The sequence below is a fragment of the Agrobacterium genomosp. 13 str. CFBP 6927 genome (genome assembly GCA_900012615.1).
Lineage (GTDB): Bacteria > Pseudomonadota > Alphaproteobacteria > Rhizobiales > Rhizobiaceae > Agrobacterium.
In genome coordinates, this window is the sequence record LT009756.1 from 2,496,215 (window position 1) to 2,520,719 (window position 24,505).

At 60.1% G+C, this 24,505-nt stretch carries 23 protein-coding genes; 5 read left to right on the forward strand and 18 right to left on the reverse strand.

From position 1 onward, the window contains the following. Positions 1-182: 182 nt before the first annotated feature. Genes AGR13A_RS12445 through graD form a run of 6 tightly spaced genes read right to left on the reverse strand, consistent with a single transcriptional unit; the run spans position 183 to position 5,355 of the window. A complete protein-coding gene (locus AGR13A_RS12445) occupies positions 183-521 on the reverse strand; it encodes a YciI family protein (RefSeq protein ID WP_080835932.1) in 339 nt (112 codons plus the stop codon). Then, positions 518-1,405, reverse strand: a complete 888-nt coding sequence (gene graB / locus AGR13A_RS12450) for a hydroxyquinol 1,2-dioxygenase (RefSeq protein WP_080835934.1) — start codon at positions 1,403-1,405, stop codon at positions 518-520. The genes AGR13A_RS12445 and graB overlap by 4 nt, the downstream gene beginning before the upstream one ends. Positions 1,406-1,445: 40 nt before the next feature. Then, positions 1,446-2,501, reverse strand: coding sequence for a maleylacetate reductase (graC, locus tag AGR13A_RS12455; RefSeq protein ID WP_080835938.1), 1,056 nt, complete (start codon positions 2,499-2,501; stop codon positions 1,446-1,448). A gap of 3 nt (positions 2,502-2,504) precedes the next feature. After that, positions 2,505-3,488: a gamma-resorcylate decarboxylase gene (gene tsdA / locus AGR13A_RS12460; protein WP_080835940.1), complete on the reverse strand. Its 984-nt coding sequence runs from the start codon at positions 3,486-3,488 to the stop codon at positions 2,505-2,507. Positions 3,489-3,533: 45 nt separating this feature from the next. Next, positions 3,534-4,763: an FADH(2)-dependent resorcinol hydroxylase oxygenase component gene (gene graA / locus AGR13A_RS12465; RefSeq protein WP_080835942.1), complete on the reverse strand. Its 1,230-nt coding sequence runs from the start codon at positions 4,761-4,763 to the stop codon at positions 3,534-3,536. A 52-nt stretch (positions 4,764-4,815) separates the two neighbouring features. Further along, positions 4,816-5,355: an FADH(2)-dependent resorcinol hydroxylase reductase component gene (gene graD, locus AGR13A_RS12470; protein ID WP_035224398.1), complete on the reverse strand. Its 540-nt coding sequence runs from the start codon at positions 5,353-5,355 to the stop codon at positions 4,816-4,818. A gap of 206 nt (positions 5,356-5,561) precedes the next feature. On the opposite strand from graD, the gene AGR13A_RS12475 reads away from it, so the two are divergent. Continuing rightward, entirely contained in the window at positions 5,562-5,993 is a 432-nt protein-coding gene (locus tag AGR13A_RS12475; RefSeq protein ID WP_080836833.1) for a MarR family winged helix-turn-helix transcriptional regulator, read from the forward strand. 105 nt (positions 5,994-6,098) lie between these two features. Further along, complete coding sequence (locus tag AGR13A_RS12480) at positions 6,099-6,485, forward strand: hypothetical protein (RefSeq protein WP_080835944.1); 387 nt, start codon at positions 6,099-6,101, stop codon at positions 6,483-6,485. A 106-nt stretch (positions 6,486-6,591) separates the two neighbouring features. Here AGR13A_RS12480 and AGR13A_RS12485 read toward each other — a convergent pair whose 3' ends face one another. From AGR13A_RS12485 to AGR13A_RS12500, 4 genes are all read right to left on the reverse strand, one after another. Then, on the reverse strand, positions 6,592-7,221 hold the full coding sequence (locus AGR13A_RS12485) for an outer membrane protein (protein ID WP_080835946.1): 630 nt from the start codon (positions 7,219-7,221) through the stop codon (positions 6,592-6,594). 283 nt (positions 7,222-7,504) lie between these two features. Beyond that, complete coding sequence (locus AGR13A_RS12490) at positions 7,505-8,902, reverse strand: sensor histidine kinase (protein WP_308400211.1); 1,398 nt, start codon at positions 8,900-8,902, stop codon at positions 7,505-7,507. 35 nt (positions 8,903-8,937) lie between these two features. Beyond that, a complete protein-coding gene (locus tag AGR13A_RS12495; RefSeq protein WP_080835949.1) occupies positions 8,938-9,612 on the reverse strand; it encodes a response regulator transcription factor in 675 nt (224 codons plus the stop codon). A gap of 156 nt (positions 9,613-9,768) precedes the next feature. Next, positions 9,769-10,407 carry a TetR/AcrR family transcriptional regulator gene (locus tag AGR13A_RS12500; protein ID WP_035224392.1) on the reverse strand — a complete coding sequence of 213 codons (639 nt, stop codon included), beginning with the start codon at positions 10,405-10,407 and terminating at the stop codon, positions 9,769-9,771. Between the two features lie 143 nt (positions 10,408-10,550). Between AGR13A_RS12500 and AGR13A_RS12505 the strand changes: the two genes are divergently transcribed. Continuing rightward, entirely contained in the window at positions 10,551-12,587 is a 2,037-nt protein-coding gene (locus AGR13A_RS12505; RefSeq protein ID WP_080835951.1) for an NADH:flavin oxidoreductase, read from the forward strand. A gap of 34 nt (positions 12,588-12,621) precedes the next feature. Here the strand turns inward: AGR13A_RS12505 and AGR13A_RS12510 are convergent, their stop codons facing one another. Beyond that, positions 12,622-13,980 (reverse strand): ATP-binding protein, encoded by a 1,359-nt coding sequence (locus AGR13A_RS12510; protein ID WP_080723198.1) that lies wholly within the window; start codon positions 13,978-13,980, stop codon positions 12,622-12,624. Further along, positions 13,980-14,642: a response regulator transcription factor gene (locus AGR13A_RS12515; RefSeq protein ID WP_035224384.1), complete on the reverse strand. Its 663-nt coding sequence runs from the start codon at positions 14,640-14,642 to the stop codon at positions 13,980-13,982. The genes AGR13A_RS12510 and AGR13A_RS12515 overlap by 1 nt, the downstream gene beginning before the upstream one ends. Positions 14,643-14,797: 155 nt before the next feature. Here AGR13A_RS12515 and dsbD point away from each other — a divergent pair, with 155 nt between their 5' ends. Both dsbD and AGR13A_RS12525 read left to right on the forward strand, forming a co-directional pair. Continuing rightward, positions 14,798-16,648 (forward strand): protein-disulfide reductase DsbD, encoded by a 1,851-nt coding sequence (gene dsbD, locus AGR13A_RS12520; RefSeq protein WP_080835952.1) that lies wholly within the window; start codon positions 14,798-14,800, stop codon positions 16,646-16,648. After that, positions 16,645-17,250: a DsbA family protein gene (locus tag AGR13A_RS12525; RefSeq protein ID WP_167377490.1), complete on the forward strand. Its 606-nt coding sequence runs from the start codon at positions 16,645-16,647 to the stop codon at positions 17,248-17,250. The genes dsbD and AGR13A_RS12525 overlap by 4 nt, the downstream gene beginning before the upstream one ends. A 78-nt stretch (positions 17,251-17,328) precedes the next feature. On the opposite strand, the gene AGR13A_RS12530 is transcribed toward AGR13A_RS12525, so the two are convergent. The 6 genes from AGR13A_RS12530 to AGR13A_RS12555 all read right to left on the reverse strand — a co-directional run bounded on the left by AGR13A_RS12530 (position 17,329) and on the right by AGR13A_RS12555 (position 24,430). Further along, entirely contained in the window at positions 17,329-17,988 is a 660-nt protein-coding gene (locus AGR13A_RS12530) for a DsbA family protein (protein WP_308400212.1), read from the reverse strand. A 31-nt stretch (positions 17,989-18,019) separates the two neighbouring features. Next, positions 18,020-18,748, reverse strand: a complete 729-nt coding sequence (locus AGR13A_RS12535; protein ID WP_080835956.1) for a L,D-transpeptidase — start codon at positions 18,746-18,748, stop codon at positions 18,020-18,022. Positions 18,749-18,905: 157 nt separating this feature from the next. Next, a complete protein-coding gene (locus AGR13A_RS12540; protein ID WP_080835958.1) occupies positions 18,906-19,967 on the reverse strand; it encodes an ABC transporter ATP-binding protein in 1,062 nt (353 codons plus the stop codon). Next, complete coding sequence (locus tag AGR13A_RS12545; protein WP_080835960.1) at positions 19,964-22,195, reverse strand: ABC transporter permease; 2,232 nt, start codon at positions 22,193-22,195, stop codon at positions 19,964-19,966. The genes AGR13A_RS12540 and AGR13A_RS12545 overlap by 4 nt, the downstream gene beginning before the upstream one ends. A 98-nt stretch (positions 22,196-22,293) precedes the next feature. Continuing rightward, positions 22,294-23,319 carry an ABC transporter substrate-binding protein gene (locus tag AGR13A_RS12550; protein ID WP_003492136.1) on the reverse strand — a complete coding sequence of 342 codons (1,026 nt, stop codon included), beginning with the start codon at positions 23,317-23,319 and terminating at the stop codon, positions 22,294-22,296. Positions 23,320-23,431: 112 nt separating this feature from the next. Next, complete coding sequence (locus tag AGR13A_RS12555) at positions 23,432-24,430, reverse strand: ABC transporter substrate-binding protein (RefSeq protein WP_167377541.1); 999 nt, start codon at positions 24,428-24,430, stop codon at positions 23,432-23,434. Positions 24,431-24,505: the final 75 nt, after the last annotated feature.

Sequence of the window (24,505 nt, forward strand, 5' to 3'; positions counted from 1 at the left end):
GATCGGCGTCTTCCCGTTCTTGCGATTGCTCCGTGGGTACCCGGCTTGCTCCACCCTGATGTGTGTCCCGCTCCTGTCAAGACACCTATCGCCGATATCACCCGTCTTCGATTAAATGTTGCGTTTGCAAAAATTGCAATTGAAATATTAACGCCCATTAGCTGCCATGACTGACGTGGGTTTCAGTCGCGCTGGAGCCCTGAAATCCTCGATAGCGTCGGCGTCCAGTTCAAAATACGGATGCGGTTATAGACGCCGTGGATGACAAAAGGATCGGCGTCGCTGAAAGCAATCACATCCTCGATGCAGAGAGCTTCGGCAATGATGAGGGCGGCTGCAGAACCGCCGCTCTCAGCCTGCATCGGCCCGGATGCAAGAATTCTGAACCCTTGCGGCAAACCGACCTCGTTACGCAAATGAGCCTTGTGGGCATCCATCTGCGTCGCCCGTTGCTCCACGGCAGCGGGATCGCTTTCGGCAAAACGTACGTAAAACCTCGGACGATCACTCGCGCCGGTCATCTGGCGAGCACGAAATCGTGGTTCACCGACCAGAACCAGTCGCCGGTGAAACCCAGATCCCCAGCCTTTTCCGCATCTTCCACTCGCTGGAAATCGGCCAGCAAGCTTTCCTTCACGCCGAAAACCGCGTCCGAACGGATATAGGGATCATCGGGGTCGAAAATATGGGTGACAAGCGTGGTGAAGCCCTGCGCCGAAACGATATAGTGCAGATGCGCCGGCCGGTAGGGATGACGCCCCATGGCCCGCAGCAACTGCCCGACAGGGCCGTCATCCGGTATCGGGTAATATTTCGGTTTCGTGGCGCGGAACCAGTAGCGCCCGTCCTCGCCGGTGATGAAGACGCCGCGCAGGTTGAAATCGGGCTGAATGCCCTTCTGCTGCACGTCGTAGAAACCTTCATCATTGGCCTGCCAGACATCGATGCGCGCACCTGCGACCGGCGCCCCGTCAGTATCCAGAATGAGGCCGGTCACCACCATATCCTCGCCCTTGCCATCAAGGCAGATATTGGCGCCCATCGGCATTTCCGGCGCATCGGCCACATGAAAAGGCCCAAGAACGGTGGATTCGGACGCGCCGCTGGGCTTGCGGTGATTGATGGCGTCGACCAGCATGGAAACGCCGAGAATATCGGAGAACAAGATCCACTCCTGCCGCCATTCATTGCAGATCTGGCCAACCTCGGTCAGAAAATGGATGGCCTTCATCCATTCTTCCTCGGTCGGCTCGATCTCTTTCACCGCCTCGTGGAGCTTGCGGGTGACAACCGCCATGATCTCCTTGAGACGCGGATCATCACAGTCCCGCATACGGGCAATCACGGTCTCGGCCGACCGTTCCTCGACGAAATAACCGTCGTCACCGGTCGTTTTCATGTCCATAATCTTCTCCTCCCATCATTGCCGCGCCCTGTTTGCCGGATCACTCCGGCCGCGCACCATCGAAGGCGCGTTGCAACAGGGTGCGGATCGCGGTTCTTTCGATTGGCCGCGGGCACCAGTAAGGATTGGCCGTTGCAAGCTCGGCCATGGGGTCGAGATCGTCCGGCCGCACGCCGAGGGCTGCGAGGCTGGCCGGCGCACCGAGCCGGGCGGCGAAGTCGTAAAGCCCCGCTCCCGCCCTGCCGCCAACCAGTGCCGCCAGCGGCGCCAGCAGATCCGGCACCGCCTCTTCCACATAGGCGATGGTGTGCGGCAGCAGCACCGCGTGGGTTTCCGCATGCGGCAGATCGAGACTGCCGCCAAGCGTGTGGCAAAGCTTGTGATGCAGCGACATGCCGACGGCACCCAGTACCGTGCCGCATAGCCATGCCCCATAAAGCGCGCCTTCACGCGAACTGATATCCCGCGGCGCAGCCCTCACACCGGGAAGCGCCTCGACCATCGCCCGCAGCCCTTCCACCGCCATCAGGCTGGCGATGGGATTGCGATCCCGAGCATAAAGGGCCTCGGCCGCATGGGCCATGGCGTTCAATCCGCTCGTCACGCTGATGGCAACCGGCAGACCAAGTGTCAGCTCCGCATCGTAAATCACCACTTCCGGCAGGATTTCCGGCCCGCGCATGGTGGTCTTCACGCCATTTTCCGTCTGGCCGAGAATGGGCGTCACCTCAGAGCCGGCATAGGTCGTCGGAATGACGATCTGTGCCGCATCGGTGCGCAAGGCGATCGCTTTGCCAAGACCAGTGGTAGAGCCGCCGCCGAGCGACACGACACAATCCGCACCGGCGGCGCGATAAGCATCGACCGCGCTTTTCGTCACCTCGACCGGCGTGTGCATCGCCGCATCGGAGAAGACACCTGCGGCAAGCCGGCCAAGCCGGGCCGCCAAAGCCTCCGCATCCCCCTTCTGCTGCGGCGTGGAAAGCACCAGCGCCCGAGACAGGCCAAGGCGACGGATTTCCTCCGCCACGCCCACCGAACTACCCGCGCCGAAGACGATGCGGGCCGGGGCCGCCATATAGACGAAGGGCTGCATGGCTCAGGTCCCGTCGAGCTTGAACAGGCGGCGCGCATTGGTGCGGCCAATCTTCACCCGGTCGGCCTCGGCGATGCTCGTCGCGTTGAACCAGTCGGAGGCGTGGTCGATATTCTCGAAGGGCCAGTCGGTGGAAAACAGGATGCGGTCGGCACCGATTTCCAGAATGGCGTCGATCAGCGTCTGGGTGCGGAAATTGCCCGAGGTGGTGATGTGGAAATTCTCGTTGAAATAATCCACGAAACGGCGCTTGGCCGGATAGCGCGGTGGCAGCTTCACCCAGGCATTGCGGTGGTCGATGCGCCACATCATGTAGGGCAGGCCCTCGCCCATATGGCCGAGAATGATGTTGAGGCGCGGATGCTCGTCGAACAGGCCGGACGCCATGAGGCGCAGCGCATGGACCGCCGTTTCCTGCGCGAATGCCCAGGTGGGACCAAGCAGCCAGGGGTGGCCGTCATAGATGCGCGAATCCTGCGGCAGCGGGTTACGCGGGTGCAGGTAGAAAGGCACGTCGAGCTTTTCGACCTCGCCCCAGAACGGACGATATTGCGGCAGGTCGTAATAAAGCGGCGTCTGGCCGTCACCTTCCTGGCTGAAGCCGTTGACGAGCGCACCGACAAAACCCAGATCGTTGATACAACGCTGCAATTCCTCGGTCGCCGCATCCGGGTCCTGCAAAGGCAGCGCTGCGAAGGCGAGGAAGCGATCCGGCCGCTTGGCGCATTCCTCGGCCAGAACGTCATTGGCGCGTCGCGCGATCTCGATCGCCTTTTTTGTATCGGGAATGGCCTGCACCGCCGGCGCGTTCAGCGACAGGATCATGGTTTCGATGCCATGTGCATCCATCAGCTTCAGGCGCGTATCCTGAATGTCGAGCAGGCGGTGCTGCAATTCCTTCCAGTAATCGCCGGGCACGAACCCGGCCGAATCCTGAAGTGTTTCCGGGATTGCGAAATGCTCCTCGAGAGCGACCTTGCCTTGCATGTTGTTTCCTCCGAAATCGCTGTTCATGTGCCGCCAGATATGCGGTCAATATTGGCCCTTGGGTTCGAGACCCAGCATGCTCTGGCCGATCATGGTGCCCACGGCATCCCAGTTCATGCTGATATGACGGCCGACCGCATTCGCATCCCGCCAGGCACGCTGCACCGGATTGGAAAGATCAAGCCCGACGCCGCCGGTGGAATCGTTGAGCGCCTGCACGGCGCGCAGCGCCAGCGACACCGAAAAGGACTGGCCACGACGGCTGAGAAGGCGGTCATCCACCGTGAATTCCGCCCGGCCCTCGACCCTCGCCTGCGAAAGCGCCTGTGCCCGGGCAACATCGCGCAGCAGGATTTCGCAGGCCGCGTCCACACTCGCTGCCGCTTCCGCAACACGCAGCTGGATGGTGGGAAATTCAGCCATGCGGTTATTGCCGCCCGCCACTGCACCGCGTGTCACCCGGCCCCCGACATGGTCGACATAGGCGGCAAGAGCGCCCTTGGACGCGCCAACGCCGGCCGCCGCGAGACAGGAGGGGATGCCGGTCAGAAGCGGCATGTTGAAGAGGCCTTCCTCGGCATAATATTGCCCGCCGGGCGTCTTGCCGCTAGTGGCGTCGGGAAAGGTCAGAACCCGATGCTTGGGAACGAAGACATCATCAAGAACCAGCGTCTTGGAACCCGTGCCGGCCAGTCCCACCACATGCCAGGTATCTTCAATGACATATTGGCTGGCGGGAACCAGAAGAAAAGCGGGAACCGGCTTGCCCTCGCCCTGCGGCGGCAGGATGGCGGCGCAGAGAGACCATTGGGCATTCTCGCAGCCCGAGGCGAAGGCCCATTTGCCGCTCAGGCGATAACCGCCATCGGCTACCTCCGCCATCTTTACCGGCGCATAGGAACCGCAAAGAAGCGCGTCAGGATTTTCACCCCAGACATCAGCCTGCGCCTCCGCAGGAAACATCGCCAGCAGCCATTGATGGGCGGAAAGCAGGCCGGCCACCCAGCCGGTCGACGCACAGGCAGCTGAGAGCTCGATATTGGCTTCGACAAGCTCGGCGAAGTCACCGCCTCTGCCACCGAAAGCCCGGGGCTTGACGATATCGAAATAGCCGATGCCGCGCAGCGCCTCGATATGTGCGGCGGGAACGCGCCGCGCTTCCTCTGTCTGTCTGGCGCTGGACCGGAAAAGATCGGCTATGCCGGCAACGCGGCTGGCGAGGCGAACACGCGGGTTCGTTTGCGCCGGCTGCGGCGCATGGCTCATATCGTTCATGATTGTCTCCTTCCGGAAATGACTGGGCCGGGAATTATGCGGCCGAAAAATATCAGGCGGGCACGTGTGCCGGGCTTGCGGCGCAATATTGCGCGTTCTCGTAAAGCAGTGGCCGCGTCGTTTCGCTGACATCGGCCGAAACCACCTGCCCGATGAAGACCGTATGTGTTCCATAGGGCATCGCCGCGACACGGCGGCAGGCAATGGCGGCATGGGCCTGGGGCAGATAGAGAACGCCGTTGTCATGGCGCTGCCAGTTGCCATCGCGGAAACGCTCCTCCGGCGAAACCTTGCCGCTGAAGGCATCCGACAGCGCGATTTGATCCTGCGTCAGCACATTGACGATGAAATCCGGCCGGCAGAGCAGCAATTCGTGCAGCAGCGTGCGGTTGTTCAGGCAAACCAGAAGAGAGGGCGGCTCCATCGAGACGGAGGTGACGGCCGTGACCGTCATGCCGTGATCGCGCTGATCACCCGAGGCACAGGCGGTGATGACCGTCACGGTCGCCGGAAAACGGCGCATCGTTGTACGGAAATTCTGGCCGACACCTTCAGGCGCAAGATTGTTCAGGCCAAACAATGCTGATGTCATGAGATCCTCCCAAATCCTGCATTCTTAGTTATTTTCATTTGCAACGTTTGTCAATGCAAATGTTTTTCCACTGTTAAATGCCGCGAATTTGCCTCGCATCCCCCCATCTTCTGGAGCGAAGCTATTGAAACTGATGGATTATGCCGGTACAGCCGATGGGTGCGCCACATCATCTGCGCACGTGGTTCTCAAACGGGGTTTTGCTTGTGTCCTATCAGTTCACTGACTCGGTACCCTACCTGCTCAACTGGGTGGGCGTTCGGCTTGGAGAGCGCTTCTCCGTGAGGCTGGCATCCTACGACATGACCCTGCCGATGTACCGTGTGCTGGCGGCGTTGAGACAGGATGAGAGCAAAACGCTGACGGAGCTTTCCGACATGGTGTCGGTGGAGATTTCCACGCTCTCACGGCTCGTTGGCCTGCTCGTCAGGCGCAACCTCGTCAGCCGCGTCAGGCCGGCCGATAATGCCCGCATCGTGCGTATCACGCTGACGCCAAAGGGCGAGGAACTCGCCGACGAACTCATGCCCATCGCCGCCATGTTCGAAAAAACCGCAATCGAGGGCCTCGACCCTGCGGAAGTGAAACTTTTCAAAAGCATCCTGCGCCATATCGGCCGCAACATCGCCAGTCTCTGATCACCCGGAAACTCACTGCCCGCATCGCGGTCTTCACGTGCAATGTACTTGTAATGGCTGGTTCCTATCCCTGTGGAAACTTACCGCAGCGGAGGAGAATTACCCATGTCCGACAGACCGTCACCCGCCTTCCCGGCGGCGATCGCCCTCGTCACCGCGTCGATCCTGCTTTCGGCCTGTGCCTCGACAGTCATGAAAAGCTACATCGGCGCGCCCATCAGCAGCGTGATGCTGGATTACGGGCCGCCGGACAATATTTACAGCCTCGGCGCAGGACAGCAGGCCTATCAGTGGCGAAAAAACAAGACGCAGGCTGTCGCGGGATCGTCGAGTGGTGAGGTACGGACAACACGGCGTGGCGAGCGTTACGAAGTGTCCGAGACGCCGGGTTATGTGGAGCGCATAGAGTGCTTCTACACGTTCTTCACACGCAATTCCGGTGGAGAATGGTATGTCACGAGTTTCCGGCAGCCTTCGCTAGAATGCGAATGACCGTTTCGGGATTTTAAACTCCAGCCTGTTTGACCGCCGCTTTGATACTTGAAGCGGCGGCGTTCTTTTGAACATTCTCCCTGAAATCTGTCATCGGATGAACCGGTCAGAAGCGATAGTTCAGGCCGGCCTTGATGACATGATCACTCACATCGGTCTTCGACCTGCCGCTGGCTGTCGTTGTCGACACATTTCCGGTGCTGACATAATTATATTCAAACTTGGCCGACAGGCCGCCGCCGAAGCTCTGCTCAACACCCGCACCAACCAGATAGCCCTGCTTCCAGCCATCGGGACCCGTGACGCCATTTCCATCCTTGAACTTCGTGGTGGTCAGGCCGGCGGTGCCGTAAACAAGCGTGCGGTCCAGCGCCACGCCGGCCTTCATCTTCGCCGCACCACGGAAACGCTCCCTCAACCGGCCGTTCGGCACGCGCGCGTCGTTCCCGAGGTAAGAACCTTCGATTTCAGCGCCGACAACGCCGGAGCCGAACTGGAAATTATAACCGGCCTGCACGCCCCCTGTCAGTCCACGGCCGCTGGCCAATGGGTTCAACCTCGGGGAGGCGACGCCGCCATGCGCACCGACATAGGCGCCGCCCCATGAGAAGGCGGGCTGATTGCCGTAATCAAAGGATTGCTGCGTATTGTAATTCGTAAGATCGGCGGAATAGGCGCCTGTTGCAGCCGCAATGGCGATGGTCACGGCGACAAGCGATTTTTTGATGATCGACATGAATGACTCCAGGGGAAACCGATGCGCCACAGGCGCTTGCAGGGTTTCAGTTCGCGTTGAAGAACCGGAAACCGGCTCCCGTTAGCCTGCTTGCGCAAATCAGCAAGAGATGCGGATGAGCTCAGCAGATAAGGGCATTTTCCCCGCGAGAGTTACGCCTGCATTGCACGCCGTAAATTTTAATCAAAATAAGTGATTTATTTAATATACTTAGAAGAATTTCTTTAACTAAATCGTAAGGAATTTCATTGTCGCTGACGCGATTCATCGCGCCGTGCGCAGCCTATTCGCTTCCAACTGCAACGTTTTTCGATGAGACGGATCGAATTTCCAGCCGCACACAAAAACCGGGATCGAGATCGACAAACAGCACGCGTCCGCAATGAAGCTCGGCCGCTTTCTGGACCAGGTTCAAACCGAGGCCTGCTCCCGGCGAATTCGTGTTGATGCGGTGAAACGGCTCGAACACCTGCTCGCGCTCGGAGACGGGAATGCCCGGGCCTTCATCGCAAACATCAATGAAGCCCGCAGCACCAACCCGGATCATGATAGCGCCCTTGCCGCCGCCATGATCGATGGCGTTGCGGACGAGGTTGACGACCGCCATCTCAACAATCGACGTCTGCATCGTCAACACGACATGGCTTTCGCTCGGTTCGAAATCAAACTCGTAACCGGCATCCATCGCGATCGGGGCAAGATCGGTCGCGATGCGCTCGACAAGTGTGTTCAGATCCTGCTGCACGGCAGGCAATTCCACCGCGCCGACCGCCTGCATCTCCAGCAGCTGATGGGCGACGCGTGTGAGACGATCAATATCGGCCCGGAGCTGCCGGCTCAGCGCGTCGTCGGGCAAAAGGTCGGCCCGGACACGCGCAATTGCAATCGGCGTTCGCAACTCATGCGCCGCATCGGCAAGAAAGCGGTTACGGCGATTATATCCCTCATCCAGCTTGGAGAGCGCGACATTGAAGGCGTCCACCAGCGGAATGATTTCACTGGGCACCTTGGAACGGTCGATACGGGCGGAACGGTTTTCGAAATTGATCGACTTCGCCTGTTTGACCGTTTCAATCAGACCACTCAATGAACGGCCGACCGCTCTCGGGGTTACGAGCAACGTCGCGATGCCGGTCAGGATCAGCATGGGCACGACGACGATAAGGATGATGAAGCCTACACCCGGCAGCACGGTAAGCCAGCGTATATCGCCATTGGCATCCTTTTCCAGATCCAGCTGGATGTTGATCCAGAGACTGAGGCCATCATTCGGGAAGCCTTTCTCCGTCCCGGCAATGAATTGCAGCCGCCCCGCAGGCGTATCGCGGTTCTCCATGGTGGCCCGGACTGTTTCCCCGGCTTCCACGCGCGCCCTTTCAATGCTCCGGGGGAATGCCGCCGCCAGGGCCGGTGCCGGGATTTCCCCATATTGCAGGACGATTTTATCGGCATCCCGCACCACGAACCACAGATTTGGATACCGCTGTTTCAGCGCCATCAATCCGGGCGTGGCCGACACCTGCGCCCGGCCCTGCGCATCCTTTGTCACACTTTCCGCAATAATGCGGGCAGCCTCTTCATTGGCGCCCTCCAGCCGTGGATCGATGATCCAGATCCAGCCGACGAGGAGGATGACAAAAAGAACGAGCAGGAACGCCTGCAAGGCGAAAAGGCGCTTCATAAGCGCCCATCGCAGGGATCGATTGCGTCTTTCCTTCATGTCGTCGACCGGATGAGATAGCCGATGTTGCGCACGGCCCTTATCTCGACCGTGGCTTCGGCCTGTGCAAGCTTCTTCCTGATCCGGGAGATATGGGCATCGAGAGCATTCGACTCGATCTCGTCGTCCAGTGTGTAGACCGCCTCGATCAGATTGGATCGTGTCACGATACGGTTCGGCCGTCGCATCAGGGCTTCAAGCACCAGATACTCCCGGCGCCGAAACTCGATGACGGAACCGGCAATACTGATTTCGTTGCTTTTCGGATCGATGCTCAGATTCCCGAAACTCACATATTTATCGGAAAGTGAAGGGCCGCGCCTGTGCAGCGCGCGAAGGCGAGCCAGCAATTCCTCGATTGCAAAGGGCTTGGCGAGATAATCATCCGCTCCGGCATCGAGCCCATCAACGCGGTGATCGACACTGCCAAGCGCCGTCAGCACAAGGATCGGCACGGAATGTTTGCGTCGACGAAGCGACGACACGAGGTTCAGCCCCTCACCATCAGGAAGGCGGCGATCCAGAACGAGCACATCATAGGCCCCGTCGCGGGCAAGAGCATCGGCGTCGCTGATGGTGCTGACGTGATCCGCAAGCACATCGCGCCGGCGCAGGGCCTCGAGCAGTGCTCGCGCCATTTCGGGTTCATCCTCAAGCAGCAGGATTCGCAACGACTTTTCCTCAAAGGTGAGTTCTTGCAGCCCACCACTGGTCGGTGAATATTGCAGTTACATTGCAGGCGGGAGCCGGACTCTTCTTTAGCACCTTGCCAGACACAAGCCGACCGGCATCGCGCGACTTCTCAGAAAGCGTCTGCCGAACACATGCTAGGTATTTGGCCCGGACCTGTATCCATGCCTTGCATAAAATCGGTCAAGCTCGCGCTGCTGCGGCACCTCGCCGGTATAAATCGCAATATAGTCCGGAATCCTTTTCATCCGCACGGCCACATCCTCCTCCGATTGCATGGAGATATAGCCGATCTGGACGAGATAGGTGGTCCGGGCGCGCACATCCGCCATGGTTTCGGAATGGCCAAAACGCATGAACATGCGCGAAAGCGCATCCATCCTCGTCTGGTCGGCTTTGCGCACCTCGGCAAGAATATCATCCGACTGAAGCGCCCAGCTGCGAACCGCGAACTCGAACTTGCTGTCGAAAAGGCCGGGATCCAGCCAGCAATCGAAAACATTCAGCATCGCTTCCGCTAATGTTTCCGCATAGGCCTCCGACTGCCTGACGATGCTTCCGGTATTCTTCTCGCGCCAGCGGGATACAAGTGCTGCCAGCAATTCCTCCCGATCCCGGAAGAACCAGTAGAAACTGGTACGCGACAGGCTCAGCTTTTTCGCCAGCGGCAGGATTTTGACGGAGTCCACACCGGACTCGAGCAGAGCCTGATAGGCAGCCTCCAGCCACCCCTCCTGCGATCCGCGCCAACCGGTTTCGTTCAATGTCGCTTCCATGGTGATTTCCTATCAAATAGGCCTGGTTGCGACAAGCCGAATGTCCACCCCTGTCGAAACCATAAACACCTGTGTTTTATTAATTGACACTTATGTACATTTCCACCTAGCCTTCTCCCATCAGCACCATCCGGAGAATGGCAATGTCGAATGATCCCCTTCTTCAGCCCTACCGGCTAAAGCATCTCACCCTGCGCAACCGCATCATCGTCACCTCGCATGAACCCGCCTATCCGGAAGACGGCATGCCGAAGGAACGTTACCGCGCCTATACGGTCGAGCGGGCGAAAGGCGGGGTGGCGATGACGATGACGGCCGGTTCCGCCGCCGTCTCGAAGGACAGCCCACCCGTCTTCAACAACCTGCTGGCCTATAAGGATGAAATCGTTCCGTGGATCAGGGAAATGACCGACGCCGTGCATGAAGAGGGCGCGGCAATCATGATCCAGCTGACCCATCTTGGCCGCCGCACCCGCTGGGACAAGGGTGACTGGCTGCCCATCCTCGCCCCCTCCCATCACCGCGAAGCTGCCCACCGGGCTTTCCCGAAGAAGATCGAGGACTGGGATATCGAGCGCATCATCAAGGATTTTGCCGATGCCGCAGAACGCATGAAAGCAGGCGGCATGGACGGTATCGAGTTGGAGGCCTATGGCCATCTCATCGACCAGTTCGTCTCACCGCTGACAAACGAGCTGGACGGTCCCTATGGCGGTTCGCTGGAAAACCGCATGCGCTTCTGTTTCGACGTCTTCAAGGCGATGCGCGAACGCGTCGGCGACGATTTCATCCTCGGCGTGCGCTATACAGCCGACGAATGTCTTGAGGGCGGCACCGGAAAGGCAGAGGGCCTGGAAATCTCCAGACGGCTGAAGGAGAGTGGCCTGATCGACTATCTGAACGTCATTCGCGGCCATATCGATACCGATCCCGGTCTGACCGACGTCATTCCCATTCAGGGCATGGCGAATGCCCCGCATCTGGACTTTGCCGGTGAAATCCGCGCCGCGACCAGCTTCCCCACCTTTCACGCCGCCAAGATCCAGGATGTCGCCACCGCCCGATATGCGATCGCCTCCGGCAAGGTCGATATGGTCGGCATGACGCGCGCCCACATGACCGACCCGCATATCGTGCGCAAGATCATGGAAAAGCGGGAGGACGACATTCGCCCCTGCGTGGGCGCCAATTACTGTCTCGACCGCATCTATCAGGGCGGCCTCGCTTTCTGCATTCACAATGCAGCAACGGGCCGCGAGGAAACCATGCCGCATGAGATAACCAAGGCGGCGCAACGGCAGAAGATAGTCATCGTCGGCGCCGGCCCGGCTGGCCTCGAGGCCGCGCGTGTCAGTGCCGAGCGTGGCCATGAGGTCATCGTCTTCGAGGCCGCAAACAATTCCGGTGGCCAGATCCGCCTGACCGCGCAAAGCGAACGCCGCCGCGAAATGATTGGCATCATCGACTGGCGCATGAGCCAGTGCGAAAGGCTCGGCGTCACCTTCCATTTCAACACATGGGCGGAAGCGGACACGGTTCTTTCGGAAAATCCCGACGTGGTGATCATCGCCACCGGCGGGCTGCCGCATACAGACGTACTTTCAAAAGGCAACGATCTCATCGTCTCGGCATGGGATATCATTTCCGGCGACGTGAAGCCGGGCACCAATGTGCTGGTTTTCGACGATGCCGGCGACCATGCGGGCCTGCAGGCCGCCGAATGTCTCGCGAAGACAGGCGCGAAAGTGGAGATCATGACGCCGGACCGCGCCTTTGCCCCTGAGGTCATGGCGATGAACCTCGTTCCCTACATGCGCTCGCTGCAAAAACGCGACGTCACCTTCACCGTCACCTACCGCCTGGAGGCCGCGGAAAGAAGCGGCAACCAGCTCATTGCCCACATCGGCAGCGACTATGGTGGCGTGACGAAATCGAGGACCGTGGACCAGATCGTCGTCAATCACGGCACGATCCCGCTGGACGATCTCTATTTCGAACTCAAGCCGGGCTCGAAGAACCTCGGCGAAATATCCTATGACGCCCTGCTTGGGGGCACTGCCCAGACCGTCGAGCGCAATCCTGCCGGAACCTATCGGCTGTTCCGCATCGGCGATGCGGTTGCCGCGCGCAACACCCATGCGGCGATCTACGATGCGCTGCGTCTCGCAAAGGACCTTTGATACAAATGGGAGCCACAGCATCGCGGCTCTCGTTTCAAACCTCCAGAGACACCGCAAACCGTTGATCGAATCTCAAGAACTGCAATCGCCCTCCCAGACGGTCGACGGCCATCTTGACGATCGCAAGCCCAAGGCCGCTTCCGCCCGGTTCCGATCGCGGCGAACGGTAGAAACGCTGCAGCACACGCTCCTGCTCCTCCACGGCGATCCCCGCCCCTTCATCGATGACAACGACGTTGACCTTGCCGCCGATCAACTCGGCGCGGCATTCGACTGTCGAGCCCTTCGGCGAGTGCTGCACGGCATTCTCCATGACATTCCTGATGGCAAGCCGAAGGAGCGAGCGGTCCGCCTCGACGAGGATCGTATCCGCCTCTTCCGGGAGCTGGCAGGCAATATCCACCTCTCGCAATCGTCTCAGCGGCTCGAGTTCCTGAATGACATCCAGAATGAGCCGGGGAACATCCACGCCGGTTTTCGCCGTCCGCGTTTCGGTGGCATCGACGGCGGCCAGATCGATAAGCTGCTTCGCCATCCGGCTTGTCCGGTCGACGCTCTGCTCGATGCGCCTGAGCGCCTGTTGCTGAACCTCGGGATCGGTCGAGCGCATGGCCACCTGCGCCTGCGTCTTCAGGCCGGCAAGCGGTGTCTTCAACTCATGGGCCGCATAGGTCGTGAATTCACGCTCCCTTTCCCGCGTTGCCTGAACGCGCGCAAGAAGGCTGTTCAAGGCGTGGATCATCGGCCGAAGCTCCGATGGCGTTCCCCTGTCGGCGAAGGCATGAAGCTCGGTTGCATCGCGTGCTTTCAGACCGTTCGCGAGCTTCTGCAGGGGAGCAAGACCCCGCGAAACACAGAACCAGATGAGGCCGGCCATCAACGGCATGATGAAAAGCGCCGGATAGAGAAGTCCCTTGATCACATCATCGACAAGACGGTCGCGGACCTGAATGCTGTCTCCCACCAGAACCCTGACGCCGAGATCGGGCTTGACCACGGCATAAACGCGCCATTCGACACCATTGATCACTGTGTTCTGAAAACCCGAGACATGTTCAGACAGGGAAGCGGTGGGCGCACTGTCCGATTTGCTCAGGAGACGACCGTTGACCGACCAGATCTGGCAGGCAAGCTGGCGTTCATAAGAAGGTATCGACGCGACCGCATCGTCATCCGCATGACCATCCGTGGCGGGCATGTGGCCGACAACGCCAATATCGACCGGACGGTGGCCGACGAGAGAAGCGACCATGCTTGCCGATTCCATCAGACGCGCATCCAGAACATGCTCCAGCCGCGCCTTCGTGCTGGTATAGATCCACACGCAGCCGGACAGCCAGACGACGCCCGTCATCAACAGCAGCACGGTGAACAATCTTGCCCGAATGGACATCACGCAGCCCTCCCGACACGGTAGCCCACGCCCCGCACCGTTTCGATGAAGCCGGCACCCAGCTTCGAGCGAAGCTTGTGGATGTGAACCTCGATGGTGTTGCTTTCCACATCCTCCTGCCAGCCATAAAGCTTCTCCTCGAGAACCGGTTTGGAGAAGATCATGCCGGGATTTTGCATGAGGGCATGGATGATCGCGAATTCACGACGCGACAGGGGAATGATGCTGTCGGCCCTCTTCGCCACCATCTTCGCCGGATCGAGCGTCACGCCCAATGCGGACAGCGTCCCCTCCGAACGGCCTTCGCCGCGGCGGATGATGGCCCGCAGGCGGGCGGCGACTTCGTCCAGATCGAAGGGCTTGCCCAGATAATCGTCGGCACCGGCATCGAGGCCGCAAATCTTGTCCGTGGTCGCGTCCTTCGCCGTCAGCAGCAGGATCGGCACCCGATTGCGCTCATTGCGGGTGTGACGCAGAAGATCGAGGCCGGAACCGTCGGGCAGCATCAGGTCGAGAACGACGGCGTCGAAACGGCAACTGTCGATGGCCGTTTTTGCATCTTCAAGGGTCGTGACGGCATCGACGGTGAAGCCGGCAAGCTGCAGCCCGACACGAAGACCATCCAGCAGGACATCATCGTCCTCGACCACTAACAGACGCATAAACTACTCCATCATTCCGGTGCACGGATGTTTTGACGTGCGGGAACCTGAAAAACGAACCTTAAGGCTGGCTTAAGCTTGCCACCGGAAGCCTGCGCCACTCATGGACTATCCCGTAGGCCTCTCCTAAAAGGCCTATCCCATAAGGAAAAAGAATGCGTCTCAATTTTTCGTTCGTGCTCCTCGTCTTCTTCACCGTCTGCGGACCCGCCTTCGCGCTCAATCCCCCGATGGACATGGCAGATGCGTTCAAGCTCTCGATCGACCGCACGGGAACAGCCGCCACCTTCCGCTGGCAAATAGCAGAGGGATATTATCTCTATCGAGACGCCCTCAACGCCACTGACAACGACGGAAAACAACTCGATCTTCAGACATTACCCGGCGAGATGAAGGACGATCCCGGCTTCGGCAATACGGAGGTCTATTTCGGGCAGGCGGCCGCCACGCTCGCCGATGCGCCCCAGACGATGAAAATGACATTTCAGGGATGCCAGGATGGCGGCATCTGCTATCCGGTGCGAACCGTCACCATCACCGGATCGCGGATCGAGGTGGATGCGCCGTTCGGGATGAACCCGTCACCGCCGCCGGCATTCCAGTCCTTCATCCCCATGTCCCCCGCCGCACAGTCGGAAAAAATAGACCGGCCTGTGCCCGCCGCCGAGCCGGGAATGGTGGAGGGGATGCTGGATCAGGGCGGCACAGCGCTTCTGCTCGTCTCCTTCATGGGCCTCGGCGTGCTTCTCGCTTTCACGCCCTGCGTCTTTCCCATGTACCCGATCCTTGCGGCCACGCTGGGTCGTCAGGGAGCCTCCCTGTCGCCTGGACGCAGCTTCATGCTGTCCTCAACCTATGTCGTTGCCCTTGCCGCCGCCTTCAGCCTGTTCGGCATCCTTGCCGCATGGTTCGGCCAGAGCTTTCAGATTGCCCTTCAATCGCCGGTGGCCATCCTCATCACCGCCGCTGTCTTCATCCTCCTTGCCATCGCCAGTTTTGGGGTGGTCGAGGTACAGCTTCCATCGGGGCTGCGGGATCGGCTGGCGCGGTCGCAACGCTCGCTCGGCGGATCCTTCGGCTCGACCGCCATTCTCGGTTTCAGTTCGGCGCTGCTGATCGGCCCCTGCGTGACGGCGCCGCTCGCAGGCGCTTTGCTCTATATCGCCAAGACCGGAAACATGCTGCTCGGCGCGGCGGCGCTCTTTGCACTGGGCATCGGCAAAGGCATTCCGCTCATCCTCATCGGTACCTCCGGCGCAGCACTCCTGCCGCGCGCGGGTGCCTGGATGGCGCAGGTCCGCTGGCTGTTCGGCTTCATCTTTCTCGGCACGGCCATCTGGTATCTGGACCGGCTCATTCCCGCACCCGCAACACTTGCGCTTTCCGCAGCACTGCTCGTGACCCTTGGTGTCTTCTTCGGCGCTTTCGATACGCTGTCACCACAGGCGGGTGTCGGTCGCCGGCTCATGAAATCCGCAAGTCTTCTTTCCGTGCTCTATGGTGCGTTCCTCGCTTTCGGCGCGGCAAGCGGCGGCACGAACATGCTTCAGCCGCTCCAGGGCTCCCCAAATTCTGTCATTGCCTCTTCCCCGACCGGCCTGACAAAGGCAAGCTTCAGCACCGTCGCTTCGGACAATGAACTGAGAGCCGCGGTAAGTGAGGCGGGAAAGCCAAGCCTCGTCTATTTCACCGCGGACTGGTGCGTTTCCTGCAGGGTCATAGAGCGCTCGGTCCTTGCCGATCCGCAGGTCGCTCAAAGCCTTGCGGATACGAACCTCGTCTCCGTCGATCTTTCAGACCTCACGCCCGAAAAACAGCAACTGATGAAAGACAACAACGTTATCGGCCCGCCGACCATGCTGTTCTTCGACAGAAGCGGGACGGAACTCTCCTCGGCCCGCATGGTGGGCGAGATTTCGGTGCGATCCGTCATCGATGCGGCCACGCAGACGCAGCAAGCCTCCGTGAAACCCGCAATTACCAACATCTCAGGAATTCGCCAATGACCCTCACACGCCGAAACCTCGTCGCAATGGCCGGCCTTGCGACCATAGCGCCGTCATTCGCTGCCGCCAAAAGCGACCCGACCAGCCGGGAAATGGTGCTGCACGATCCGCAGGCGCCGGTGCTCGGCAATCCGAACGGCGACGTGACGGTCGTGGAATATTTCGATTACCAGTGCCCCTACTGCAAAACGTCCTACGAGATGGTCCGCGACGTGGTGGAGAAAGACGGCAAGGTCAAGCTTGTGCTGAAAGACTGGCCGGTCTTCGGCGGTGCATCGGTCATGGCGGCGCAGGCGGTGCTTGCAAGCGCCAAGCTCGGCAAATACGAAAAAACACTTGATGCAATGTTTCATACACCGAATAAATTGCAGCAGGACGATGTCGAAAACGCCCTTGCAAAGGCAGGCCTCACCTTCGAGGACGTCGGCAAGGCCGTGGTCCAGCATCAGGCATGGATTTCCGGCCTGCTGGATCGGAACTGGATCCAGGCCGCCGCCTTTAAATTCGTCGGCACACCCTCATTTGTCGTGGGATCAACAAGCTTTGCCGGCGTCCTCGACCGCAAGGGCCTGACGGAGGCAATCGCAAAGGCGCGAGGCTAGCGAAAAACGCAGATGCTAGATTGGCAGAATGGTGGCGTCATATCCGACCGGACCTGAAACCACCATTATCCGGCAAAACTAAACCTGCTCGCGTGCCTTCTCGAAAAGGCTGGTGAATTCCTCTGCGCTCCGAATAGCGCCGGGAACGAGAAACTTGCCGATGATGAAGGCCGGTGTCCCGGTCAGCTGCAGCGACATTGCCTGTTCATGATTGCGCTCAATCAGCGCGTTGATCTCCGTCTCCCTGGATTTGAGATCACTCTCAAGGCGCGCAAAATCAATGCCTGTCGCGCGCACGGCAGCGCGCATCTCTTCTGCTTCCGCCCTGCGGGCTTTGATCGCCATCAGCGCATGATGCACGATCTCGTAACCGCCCTGGTAATTTGCCGCCAGCGCCAGACGGGCGCCCTCGACGGAATCTTTCGTAATGATCGGCCAGTCCTTGTAGACCACCCTGATATCCCCGTCCTTCAAGACCGCATCGCGCATGGGAATGGCCGTCTTCTTGCACCACGGGCAATTATAATCGAGGAAGGTGACCATGTTGAGTTTGCCGGCGGGATTGCCGGAAACGGGTGCCGCGGGATCACGCAGGATCATCTCAAGCCTGAGGCTGTTTGCGGATGCGGCAGCCGGAAAAGCAGCGGCGGAAACAGCCGAAAGCGAGCCAAGGAGAAAGGCGCGGCGTCTGAGGCCGGCAAAGCCTGCCTCATCCGCGCGGTTTCGAATGTCATTCATGGTGATAGGTCTCTCGTTCATATGCCGGCAGTCAGACGCCGAGTTGCGAGCGCTTCGAGGGATCGGGGATAACCACGATGGGGCTGCCATCCCTGACATTGTTGAAGAGATCGATGACGTCCTGATTCAGCAGACGAATGCAGCCCGAGGATACCGCCTTGCCGATGGAGAAGGCCTCCGGCGTTCCATGCAGGCGATAAAGCGTGTCCCTGCCGCCCTGATGAATATAAAGCGCACGCGCGCCCAGAGGGTTTTTAAGACCGGGGGGCATGCCGCCATTCGCGATGCTATAGGGCTGGAGTGCGGGTTGCCGCGCCACCATCTCGTCCGGCGGCGTCCATTTCGGCCACGCACGCTTGTAGGCGACCGTCGCCCGGCCGGACCATGAAAAGCCGTCACGCCCGACGCCAATCCCGTAACGCGTCGCCTTCCCGCCGGGAAGCACGTGGTAGAGAAATTTGTTCGGCGTATCGACGATCAGCGTGCCGGGCTTCTCTTCGGTCGGATAATCAACGACCTGCCGCCAGTATTTCGGATCCACCTGCTTGATGTTTACCGCCGGGATAGGGAAGGTCTCGTCCGGCATCGCCGCATACATCGCCGGGGTCACCGGCGTTGCGGCCTCTGGCAAAGGTTCGTCGCTCTTTACCGGCGTTGCCGTCATCGGCGGCTGGCCGGATGTGGCGCAGCTTGCCAGAAGACTTGCGGCTCCCAGAGCGAGAAGATTTCTGCGGCTGATGAATATTGGTCTGTCGTGCATTCTGCGGCATGTCTCCTGTTTGGCGACACACAGTCAGCCGGCACCTTAAGCCAGTCTTAAGGCGACCCGGTGAGACATTTATTTGACATGACCGGACGGAAAAATGCCGGGGGCAGAACCACGCCTGCCCCCTCCCTGGGTGAGATCGGTGAAAAACTCAGGCCTGAATCAAGGCAATGCCACGGTTCCTGAAACCGAGCGTGACATCGCTTGCCGGCGGCAGACTGGTCTCAACCGCATGGTCGACGATGAAGAGCGTGCCGATATCGGTCTCGACTTCATATTCGACATGACCGCCGAGATAGGCGCTGTGCAGCACCCGCCCCGCAAGCCCCTGCCCGCCCGGCTGGCCGATGGAAATCGAGCCGGGGCGAACCGCAAGCTTTGCCGGGCCAGGCCGGGCGTTGCGTGCTGCAACCCTGTGATCCACACCGCCGACGCGGATGAGCGCATCTGGCCCCTCAAGGCTCAACACTTCACACCCAACGACATTCGCCTCGCCCATGAAATCGGCGATGAAGGCGGAGGCCGGTGCTTCATAAAGGTCGCGTGGTGCACCCGACTGGGCGATCTCGCCATCCTTCATCACGATGATCCGGTCGGAAACCGCCAGCGCCTCATCCTGATCATGCGTCACATAAACGGCGGTAAAACCGAGCCGCTGCTGCAATTCGCGGATTTCGGTACGGACCCGGCGGCGAAGGCGGGCATCGAGGTTGGATAGTGGCTCATCGAGCAACAACACCTGCGGCTCCAGCACCAGCGCACGGGCAACCGCGACGCGCTGCTGCTGCCCGCCGGAGAGTTCGGCAGGCAGGCGGTGGCCCATGCCGGCGAGGCCGACGAGCTTCAGCCCCTCTTCCGCCTTTTCCCGCGCTTCCGCCTTGCGCAATCCCGAGGATTGCAGGCCATAGGCAACATTGTCGAGCGCGGTCATGTGCGGGAAAAGCGCATAGGACTGGAAGACCATCGAGACATCGCGCTCATTGGCCGGCAGCATGGTGACATCCTTGTCACCGATGAGGATGCGGCCGGAGGTGGGGTGTTCGAGGCCCGCCAGCATGCGCAGCGTCGTCGTCTTGCCGCAGCCGGAGGGGCCAAGCAGGGTCACCAGCGTGCCGGGCTCGATGGTGAGCGAGAGGTCGGGAATGGCGGTGAAGGCCCCGAAAGTCTTGCGGACATTCTGAAAGGTGACGGAACCGGGCTTTACGGAAATCATGCGGTTTTCTCCTGAGCGAGAGGAACGGAGGAAGCGGACGGCAGGCCGGCGACACGGTTTTCGCGACGCAGACGGCGCTCACCCACGAGAAGCTGGAAGCCGGTAATGACCGTGATCATCACAACGATCAGCATCGAGGAATAGGCGATCGCCACACCGTATTCGCCGTTTTCGACGAGACCGACGATATAGGACGTCGCCATGTTGTACTGCGCGCTGACAAGGAAGATGACGGCGCTGATTGAAGTGATGGCGCGCACGAAGGAATAGACCAGTGCGGCCGTGATTGCGGGCCTCAAGAGCGGCAGGATGACCTTGCGGATGGTGCGGAAACTATTGGCCCGCAGCGTCAGCGAGGCTTCATCGAGGCTCTTGTCGAGCTGGCTCATCGCCGCAATGCCGCCGCGCACGCCGACCGGCATGTTGCGGAAGACGAAGCAGGCGATGAGGATCAGCGCCGAGCCGGTCATTTCCACCGGCGGCAGGTTGAAGGCCATGATGTAGCTGACACCGATGACCGTGCCGGGAATGGCAAAGCTCATCATCAGCGCGAATTCGAACAGGTTCCGCCCGGCAAACTTCTGCCGCACGATGATATAGGCCGTCAGAAGACCGACGGCAGCGGTCAGCGGTGCCGAAACCAGCGCGATCTCCATGGTCGTCCAGAACGAGTTCCAGGCAACACCCGTCCAGGCGATCGAGCCGTTCGAGAAGCTGACGGAAAAGGCGCGGATGTAGTGATCGAAGGTCAGGGAATTATCGAGACCCCAGGTCTTCACGAAACCACCCACAAGGATCATGCCATAAACGACGATGGTGAAGACCATCCACGGCACGACGATGGCGTGAACACCAATGGACAGGCCGCGCGGCAGGGCGATATGCGCGCCGCTGTCGCCCTTCCCCGTCACCGTCGCGAAATTCTTGCCCGCCAGCCAGAAGCGCTGCGCAAGAAAGGCCGAAAGCGTGAAGCACAGGAGGATGATCGCCAGAACCGCCGCACGCGAGGGATCGTTTTGCGAGCCGACGACAGCGAAGAAGATTTCCGTCGACAGCACGCCATGGGTGCCGCCAAGCACCAGCGGATTGCCGAAATCCGCCATGCTCTCGATAAAGCCGATAAGGAAGGCATTGGCGAGACCGGGTTTCATCAGCGGCAGCGACACCCGCCAGAAGGTGCGCCAGCGGTCGGCACGCAGCGTCTGCGAGGCTTCTTCCATCGACGGGCTGACGCCTTCGACCACGCCGATCAGCACCAGAAACGAAATGGGCGTGAAGGAAAGAACCTGCGCGATCCAGATGCCGGTCATGCCATAAAGCCAGCGACCCGGCTCAATGCCGAAGAGATAGGAAAGCCACTCGGTGACGACACCGGCGCGACCGAAAAGCAGCGTCAGGGCAAGGCCGATGACGAAAGGCGGCGTGATGATCGGCAGAACGGTGAGAAGCCGCAGGCCTTTCTTGAAGGGAAAGCGGGTGCGGGTGGCGATCAGTGCAAAGCCGAGACCGAGCACGGTCGAGCCGAAGGCGGTCATCAGGGCGAGCAACAGCGTGCGCCAGGCAACACCGCAACGCTCTTCGCCTGTGACACAGCCAAGGCTCCAGATGCCGGGATCCTGAATATTACGAATGAAGCCATCGGCATTGAAGGAGCCGTCGAAATCCTGAACGGAAGCGACCAGCATGCTGCCGATCGGATAGAAGACAAAAACCGTGACGAGGAAAACCAGAACGGAAATGGCGCCGACGACGAAGGCGTCGCCTTTCATGACGCCGCGTTCGGCAAGCCCGAAGGCGAAAAGCAGCACGAAGACGAACGACATGACGACGGCCCCTGCCCCCATGGAGGGCTGACCATCGGCAAGCATGCCGAAGAGGTTTTCGCTCACCGTCCAGCTCCAGCCGGTAAAGCCGATGGCCAGCCCCTGCAAGGCGAGGAAAACGAGGCCGGCGGCGCCGATAATGGCAAGCAGCCTGCCGCGCCGCATCGGTTCGCCGATAGGCCGAACAAGACACGCGGCGAGGAAAAAGACAACGATGCCGACCAGCCATGGTTTTCCATAGGACAGGATCTGCAGCACACCGGGCGCATTGCTGGCCGACGAGAAAAATCCGGAAAGCCAGCGAAAGCTGAAAAAGCCGCCTTCGATGCGATACCAGGGAAGAAGAATGAGGGCAAAAGCCCCGAGCGCCAGGACGATGTCCAGCCTGCGATTGCCACGTGTCATGGCCGACCTCGCTTGTTTCATGCCGATGAAAGAGTGGCGGACACCCCGGCTTAAAAAGCCGGGATGCCTGTCGCCGGAGTTAAGATCAGTGTTTCAGATCAGTTGGCGACCGCACCGACCTCGCGGTCCCAGCGTTCCAGCAGCGCCTTGCGCTTGGCCGGATCGCCATAGGTCTTGAAGTCATAGTCGATGAGCTTGATGTCCTCGAACTTCGGCGCTTCCTTCGGCACTTCCGCCGTCTTGTTGGAGGGAAGCTGGAAGGACTTGGCGTCCTTCATGCGCGACTGCACTTCCGGCGTGAGCGCCCAGTCGTACCAGGTCTTCGCATTGTCGAGATTGCGGGCGCCCTTGATGATCGACATGGAGCCGATTTCATAGCCGGTACCTTCGCAGGGCGCGATGGACTTGACCGGGAAACCTTCTGCCGTCTGCGCTACCGCATCATGCATGAAGACGATGCCGAGCGCCGTTTCGCCACGTGCCGCCGCCTTTACCGGTGCCGAACCGGACTTGGTATATTGCGAGATATTGGCGTTGAGCTTTTTCAGATAGTCGATCGCCTGATCTTCGCCCATGATCTGCACGAGCGAGGCAAGCGCTGTATAAGCTGTGCCCGACGAGTTGGGATTGGCGATCTGGATTTCACCCTTCAGTTCCGGCGCCAGCAGGTCAGCCCAGCACTTCGGCTCCTTGTAACCCTTCGACTTGAAGATTTCCGTGTTGTAGCCCCAGCCCAGCGCACCGGCATAAACGCCGACAGTCCTGTAACCCGTGCTTTCGGCCTGTTTCACGGCCCAGTCCTGCAACTGGTCGAGCATTGGCGACTTGTATTCCAGCGTCAGGTTTTCGGACGCCGCCTGCATGTGCGGATCGCCGGTGCCGGCCCACCAGATATCGGTCTTCGGGTTGCGGGCTTCCGCACGCACCTTGGCATAGGTTTCGCCGGAAGACAGGCGCACCATATTGACCTTGATGTCGTGCGACTTTTCGAAATCGCCCTTCATCTGCTCGCAGATGACGACATCGGCCGAGCAGATGAGGTTGAGTTCTCCCGCCGCCTGTGCGGAAACGGCGCTCAATGCCGTGCCGGCAAAAAGCAGGGTAGAAAGTATCGTCAGTCGCATGGTTATCCTCCTGTAGCTTGCGTCTGAATTCTTGGGCGGCGCGCAGACATGGCGCTGCCGGTCGCGGCGCCCTGCGGCGCGCGCTGTCTTTTTGAGGTGCTGGTTTCTGACCCTACTGGGTCTGGCTCGGGTGGATTTCGCTATCGAAGCGGCTCAATAACCGACTTCGCTCTTCCGGCTGTCCGAAGGTGGCGAAGTCGTAATCCACCATCTTGATCATCGATATGTCAGGCGCCGTCAGCGGCAATGTCGCCCGGGCGTTTGATGGCACCTGATTTTGCCCGGCCTTGGCCCCGGTCGCCTGCCCCTCCGGGCTCAGCGCGAATTCAACGAAGGCCTGTGCCAGCGCATCATTGTGGTTGCCCTTGACGATGCTGACCGCCCCGATCTCATAGCCCGTCCCCTCGCAGGGCGCGACGATCACCAGCGGGAAACCTTCGATCTTCTGGGTCACGGCATCATGCATGAAAGAAATGCCGATCACGATCTCGCCCCGCGCCGCCGCCTTGACCGGCGCTGCACCAACCTTGGTATAGCTCACGACGTTCTGATTGAGCTTCGCCATGAAACCAAAAGCCTCCTCCTCGCCGAAGAGCTGAACAAGGGTGGCCAGCATGGTGAAGGCCGTGCCAGAATAGTTCGGATTGCCGGTCAGGATGTGGCCGCGATAGATATCCTTCGCGAGGTCCTTCCAGCAGGTCGGTGCAGGCAGGTTGTTCTTCGCGAGCAGTTCCGAATTATAGGCAAAACCAAGTGCACCGGCATAGATGCCAGCCGATTTCGAGCCGGACATCGCATAGAAATTCTGCGCCCAGGGCAGCAGATCCCGCTGATGCACGGGCGTGTACTCTTCCAGCAGGCCTTCCGAGCCGGCCTGCAAATGGGTATCGCCAGTACCGCCCCACCAGACGTCGACGGTGGGATGGGTTCGTTCGGCACGAATCTGGTCGAGAATTTCGCCGGTGCTCTTCCTCACCATCGAAATCTCGAGACCTGCCTTGGCTTCGAAAGCCCGCTGCATGGTCAAACACCAAGCCTCGTCGACGCCGCAAAGGACGTTCAACTTCGGCTCGGCCATGCCATGCCCTGCGCCGCACAGCCATAGGACCATGCTCGCCGCAAGTGCGGTCAATGCTTTCAATTAAGCCTCCCTGCCTGGAACCTCCCCGTTCCAGTCTCCACCAAC